The following is a 6,259-nucleotide window of genomic DNA, read 5'->3' as shown; positions in this document are numbered from 1 at the left end:
CCTCACCGATGCCGTAGAGATCGGGCTTGGCGTAGGGTCCGCTGCCCAGCGTCACGAGGTGCTGCAGCTGGTCGGGCAGCACGCGGCCGACCTCGACGCGCAGGCCGGGCATGTTGCGGGACACGACCGAAACGCGGTGGTCGCCAGAGAGCGACAACAGGGCACCATCGGACATGAAGCGCAGCAGGCGCGGGTACTCCGGCACCGGCAGGATTTCCGCATACGACTTCGGCATCACGTAGCCGCCGAACGAGGTCATGCCCTTGTCGACGCGCACGTACAGGCGGTCGCCGGGCTGGGCATGGAAGCGGAAGCTCTGGGTTTCCGACCAGTCGTTTTCGGTCGGGACGACGCTGGCCCTGGCCGACGGCCACGTGCGCAGTGCCGTCTCGCTGACCTGGCTCGCACCGCTGACCTCCGCGTTCGCCGGCACGATCCACGCATGCACGTGCTTGCCGAGGTCCGTGTCGCTGACGGCGTTGGCGAACGCCATGGTGACGACCTGCTCCGGTTCGAAGCGGTCGTTGTCGACCAGCGTGGCCTCCATGTCGGTGATCTTGAGGCTGTACAGCCCGGGCACCCGGACACTGGTTTCCAGCGCCTTCTCGGTACCGTCGCCGCCGCGGCTGCTGCGCACGCCGTCGGCCACCTTCATGCCCACCGCGCCATCATCGCGGGGCAGCTGCAGCGGCATGGAGTGCACGAAGGCGTTGAGGTGGTGGTCGTCGTAGGTGACGCTGAACTTCAGGTCGTCGCCATGCTTCTCGCCGCGCTCGCGCAGGTCGAGCGCGATGCGCTTCTCGAGCTCGGCCGGATCGACCGGGTAGTTGAAGGCCAGCTGGATGATCGTCTTGCGGCGGGTCGGGTCCTGCGGATCCTGGTAGAACTCGCCGTTGGTCACGCGCGCCGTGAACGGCGCCGTGTTGAAGGTGGCCTCGTCATCGGCGAGCAGCACGTGCGGGGCGAAGACCTTGGCCTTGTCGAAGCGCACGTCGAACTTGCGGCCCACGGGCCAGTCCGTGGCCGGCGTGAAGACCAGGGTGCGATCGTCCTGCCACTTCCACTGGCCTGCCTGGCGCGGTTCCAGCGCGATGCCCTCGGTGACCGGCTTGCCCAGCGATTCGATCCGCGCCGCGGAGCCGGAGAAGCGCAGCTCCAGCGCATGGATCTCGGGCCGGACGTCGCTGTAGTCCGTGACGGCCGGGGCCGCCACCTCGATGGTGATCCGGTTGGGTTCCGCGGCGCGCGGGCGGTTTTGCCACCAGTGCCAGCCGAACCACCCGGCGGCCACCAGGAGCAGCGCGCCGGCGATCGTGCCGGTGAACTTCAGGGGATGCTGGCGGGCCGCCCTGCCCGTTGCCGGCACCCAGGCCGGTGCGGACCAGGCGATATTTCCGAAAAGGGGCCTGAGCACGAAGCCGAGTAGCCAGCCAAGGCCGCGCAGCAGGCGCACCGGGAGCATCGCGAGGAACCGCAGGAGATCCATATTCCGTTCCAATCCGTTTCTTGAAGGGCGGGTACACACCGGCGCGGCCGCTGGAAAAGCGGCAGTGTCGCCAATGGTTGTCCCCGGGATTAGCCTGCGCGCTACCCCTGTCGCGCAGGTGGCTGGATTCTGACATATCGACGACAGGGAACGGACGACATGCGAAGGCGGCCGCGATGCAATACGGGAATTCTGAAATTTGCGCCGTATGCGTCGGCCCGTGACCGGGCTCACGACCCTGGGCGCCACCCCCGCACCCGGCGAGCCAAACGCGCTATCGTCCGCGAAGGATCCCGCGCGATGGATCGTGCGGACCAACAGGGACATCCCGCGCCGAGGGAACAGGAGGCGACGCGCGGACATCGACGGTGACATGCGATGAGTGAGCACGCGACGGACCCCATCGAACGGGCTATCGCCATTTCGGACCGCGAGTTCCGCGAACTGGCCGACTTTGCGCCGGTGATGATCTGGCGTGCGGGCGTGGACAAGCTCTGCGACTGGTTCAACAAGCCATGGCTGGAGTACACCGGGCGCGCCATGGAGGATGAGCTGGGGAACGGCTGGGCCGAGGGCGTGCACCCCGACGACCTGGAGCGCTGCCTGGCCATCTATGTCGGGGCGTTCGACGCGCGCGAACCGTTTTCGATGGAATACCGCCTGCGTCGCCGGGACGGCGAATACCGCTGGATGCTGGACAACGGCGCACCCTTCTATCGTGAGGGTCATTTCGCCGGCTACTTCGGCAGCTGCACCGATGTCTCGGCGCACCGCGATGCCCAGCGCGCCCAGCGGATCCTGATCAACGAACTCAACCACCGGGTGAAGAACACCCTGGCGGTGGTCCAGGCCATGGCCATCCAGAGCTTCCGTGAGGATCAATCGGTCGCGCACTCGCTTGCCGTGTTCGAGAGCCGGCTGCGCGCCCTGTCGGCGGCCCACGACCTGCTGGTGGCCCGCGCGTGGGAAGATGTCGCCCTGCGCGGGGTCGTCGAGGCCACGGTCGCCCCCCATGATCCCAATGGATCACTCGTCAGCCTGGACGGGCCGCCGCTCATGCTCAGCCCCGAGGCGGCGGTATCCGTCGCCATGGCGCTCCACGAACTGCTGACCAACGCGATCAAATACGGCGCCCTCTCGGTCGCGGAAGGCCGGGTCAGCCTGGGCTGGCATTACGAACCCGAGCGACACATGGTCCGCCTGGAATGGAAGGAGAGCGGCGGCCCGGCCGTCGAGCCGCCGGTGCAGCGTGGCTTCGGCACCCGCTTCATCGAACGGGTGCTGGCCGCCCAGGCCGGGGGGACCGCGGCAGTCACGTTCCACCCGGATGGCGTGCACTGCTTCTTCGAGGCGTCCGCCCGTGCGCGTTCCATGGAGCCACTGGACCGCCTTGTCGACGCCTGACACCGGGTCGCTCAACCTTTGAGAATCACCTGCTGCATCCTGCCTGCCCCGGGCGGTATAAATTTCTTTCGGCCGGGTGTCGATCGGCGGTAGGGTCGTTCGACGTCTCCATGAAGGCCGGGAATGCCCCGGCCCACGGCAAGGAGAAGGCAGATGCGATTCATGGTCATGGTGCGCGCCACCCGCGCGTCCGAAGCCGGGGAGATGCCCAGCGAGCAGCTGATCACGGCGATGGGCAATTTCAACGAGGAGCTCGTCCGGGCCGGCGTGCTGCTGGCGGCCGAGGGCCTGCAGCCCAGCAGCAAGGGGGCCCGCATCCGTTTCTCGGGCGATCGCCGCGAAGTCATCGATGGCCCGTTCGCCGAGACCCGCGAACTCATCGCCGGCTTCTGGCTCATCCAGGTCCGCTCGTTCGACGAAGCCATCGAGTGGATGAAGCGCTGCCCCAACCCGTTCGAGGACGGGACATCCGAGATCGAGCTCCGCCAGGTCTTCGAGGCCGAAGACTTCGGCGCCGAATTCACCCCCGAGGCGCGTGCGCAGGAAGAACGCATGCGCGCCGAGATCGCTGCCCGCCAGTAACTCCATCCATCCACCGAGGCATACCGATGAACATCACCCCGTACCTGCATTTCAAGGACAACTGCGAGGAAGCCTTCAAGTTCTACGAGAAGGCGCTTGGCGGCAAGATCATCATGACCAGCCGCTTCAAGGACATGCCGCCCCCGCCAGAGGGCGCGCCGAGCAACGAAGGCTGCGTCGATGTCCCGCAGATGGACATGTCCGCCATGGGCGAGAAGATCATGCACATCCGCCTGCAGGTCGGTGATGCCATCCTGATGGGCTCCGACTCGCCGCCGGTCTTCGAGCACCCCGGCAAGGTCCAGGGCTGCACCATCGCCCTCGGCTTCGACACAGCGGCGGAAGCCAGGAAAATCTTCGACGCACTGGCCACTCGGTGCACGGTGACCATGCCGGTAGGCGAGACCTTCTGGGCGGAGTGCTTCGGCATGCTCGACGATGAGTTCGGCGTGTCGTGGATGGTGAATGGCGGCGAGAAGCCGGCACCGACCGCGTAAGGAGCAGACCATGCGATTCCTGATCGTCCGCAAGGCGGATGCCGAGAGCGAAGCCGGCGCACCGGTGACCCAGGCGCTGGTCGATGCGATGGCCGAGTACTGCGACCAGCTCGCCGCCGACGGCCGGTTCCACGCGGGTGAAGGCCTCAAGCCCAGCCGCGAGGGCGTCCGGGTGAGCTTCACCGCGGGCCGCACGCCGGTGGTCGTCGACGGCCCGTTCGCGGAAGCGAAGGAACTCGTCGCCGGGTTCAGCGTGATCGAGGCCGACTCGATCGAGGAGGCGGTCGACTGGGTCAAGGGCTGGCCGGCCGAGGACGCGAACGGCAACGCCGAGATCGAAGTACGCCCGATCGGCTGCCCGGGTGGCCTCAGCAACTTCGGTGATCCGGCCGACGATGAGTCGGAGCGGCGCCGGTACATCGTGATGCTGAAAGCCAATGCTCGTAGCGAGACCGACTGGAACCCGGGCCCGGAGATCCTTGGCCGCATGGCCGAAGCGAACCGCGAGGGGTTCGAGGCGGGCCACCTCATCGCGGGGAACGGCCTCTCTTCGAGCCGGCATGCGAAGCGCGTGCGTTTCAGCAAGGGCCAGCCGCAGGTGTTCGATGGCCCCTTCGCCGAGGTCAAGGAGATGGTCGCAGGCTTCTGGGTGCTTCGCGTCGATAGCCTGGACGATGTGATCGCGTGGACGCGCACGTACCCGTTCCCGGACGGTGACGACGCACGGCTCGAGATCCGCCCGCTCTACAGCATGAAGGAACTGCTGGCCCCGCTCACCTGATGCGGCAGCGCGGCTTGCCTGGCATGGCGGCGGATGGTGTCATCCGTCGCCATGACCGACGCCGCCCGCCGCGCCATCGATGCGATCTGGAAGATCGAATCGCCCCGCCTCATCGCGACCATCGCCCGGATGGTGCGCGACCTCGATCTCGCTGAGGAGCTGGCCCAGGATGCGCTGGTCTCGGCACTCGAGCAGTGGCCGCGCGATGGCGTGCCGCGTAACCCCGGGGCCTGGCTCACCCAGGCCGCGAAGCATCGCGCGGTGGATCGCATCCGCCGCGAGCGCATGGCGGGCCGCAAGCTGGAAGCGCTGGGCCAGGACATGGAGGGCTTGCTCGAATCCCACGACGAGGCCCTGATCGACGCGCTGGATGACGACATCGGCGACGACATGCTCCGGCTGATTTTCACCGCGTGCCATCCTGCGTTATCCATCGAAGCGCAGGTGGCACTGACGCTGCGCCTGCTGGGCGGCCTCGCCACCGACGAAATCGCGCGCGCCTTCCTCGTGCCCGAGGCGACCGTGGCGCAGCGCATCGTCCGCGCGAAGCGCACGCTGGCCGGCGAGGCGGTCGTCTACGAAGTCCCGCGCGGCGAGGAACTGGGGGAGCGCCTCGACGCGGTATTGCGCGTGGTGTACCTCGTCTTCAACGAAGGCTATGCGGCGACGGCGGGGGATGACTGGATGCGTCCCGGCCTGTGTGATGAGGCGCTGCGGCTTGGCCGCATCCTGGCCGGTCTCATGCCCCGCGAACCCGAAGTGCATGGCCTCGTCGCCCTGATGGAAATCCAGGCCTCGCGCACCGGCGCGCGCACCCGCCCGGATGGCGAGCCGATCCTGCTGATGGACCAGGACCGGAGGCGCTGGGATCGCCTGCTGATCAACCGCGGGCTCGCCGCGCTCGATCGTGCGGAGAAGCTGGGCGGTTCGCACGGGCCTTACGCGCTTCAGGCGGCGATCGCGGCCTGCCACGCACGCGCGCCGCGTGGCGAAGACACCGACTGGCAGCGGATGGCCGGCCTCTACGCCGAACTGGTGGCGGTGATGCCCTCACCGGTCGTCGAACTCAACCGCGCGGTGGCCGTCTCCATGGCCGACGGGCCCGCGGCCGCGCTGGATATCGTCGATGCACTGGCTGACGAACCGACGCTCAAGGGTTACCACCTGCTACCCAGCGTACGCGGCGACCTGCTCTACCGCCTGGGCCGACACGAAGCAGCCCGCGACGCATTCCTGCAAGCGGCAGCCATGACCCGCAACGAACGCGAACGCGCCCTGCTGGAAGCCCGCGCCATGCAGTGTGAATAACCCTTTAGTGGGTGATATCGATGTTGACGTTCGTGCCGTCGGGGAGATCCTGCAGCTCCTGCAGGACCGAGCCGGTGAGCTCGAAGTGCTCGCGCGCCGGAACCGGGTTGAAGTTCTCGACGGTGTACTCACCCTCGGCGAACACCGGCAGCGTCACATAGGTGTAGCACTCGCCTTCCGCGCAGACCTTGCCGGCCTCGA

General features: G+C 67.6%; 6 protein-coding genes and 1 pseudogene. 5 read left to right on the top strand and 2 right to left on the bottom strand.

Features of this window, described 5'->3' with window-relative positions; genetic code table 11:
- A pseudogene (locus ACTHLF_RS09470) lies at positions 1-1,486 on the bottom strand (alpha-2-macroglobulin family protein); the annotation flags it as partial.
- A gap of 378 nt (positions 1,487-1,864) precedes the next feature.
- Here ACTHLF_RS09470 and ACTHLF_RS09465 point away from each other — a divergent pair.
- From ACTHLF_RS09465 to ACTHLF_RS09445, 5 genes are all read left to right on the top strand, one after another.
- Complete coding sequence (locus ACTHLF_RS09465) at positions 1,865-2,890, top strand: sensor histidine kinase (RefSeq protein WP_440326881.1); 1,026 nt, start codon at positions 1,865-1,867, stop codon at positions 2,888-2,890.
- Between the two features lie 153 nt (positions 2,891-3,043).
- The gene (locus ACTHLF_RS09460) at positions 3,044-3,472 is read left to right on the top strand and encodes a YciI family protein (protein ID WP_440326879.1); all 429 of its coding nucleotides are present in this window, start codon (positions 3,044-3,046) and stop codon (positions 3,470-3,472) included.
- Between the two features lie 26 nt (positions 3,473-3,498).
- On the top strand, positions 3,499-3,969 hold the full coding sequence (locus ACTHLF_RS09455; protein ID WP_440326877.1) for a VOC family protein: 471 nt from the start codon (positions 3,499-3,501) through the stop codon (positions 3,967-3,969).
- 10 nt (positions 3,970-3,979) lie between these two features.
- Positions 3,980-4,750, top strand: coding sequence for a YciI family protein (locus ACTHLF_RS09450; protein WP_440326875.1), 771 nt, complete (start codon positions 3,980-3,982; stop codon positions 4,748-4,750).
- Positions 4,751-4,801: 51 nt separating this feature from the next.
- On the top strand, positions 4,802-6,058 hold the full coding sequence (locus ACTHLF_RS09445) for an RNA polymerase sigma factor (RefSeq protein WP_440326874.1): 1,257 nt from the start codon (positions 4,802-4,804) through the stop codon (positions 6,056-6,058).
- Positions 6,059-6,062: 4 nt separating this feature from the next.
- Here the strand turns inward: ACTHLF_RS09445 and ACTHLF_RS09440 are convergent.
- The coding region (locus ACTHLF_RS09440; RefSeq protein ID WP_440326872.1) for a T6SS immunity protein Tdi1 domain-containing protein at positions 6,063-6,259 on the bottom strand (197 nt) is incomplete at its 5' end.

Origin of the sequence: Luteibacter sp. (assembly GCF_051958795.1) — a bacterium.
Lineage (GTDB): Bacteria > Pseudomonadota > Gammaproteobacteria > Xanthomonadales > Rhodanobacteraceae > Luteibacter.
This window is presented reverse-complemented; position numbering and strand designations above follow the sequence as displayed.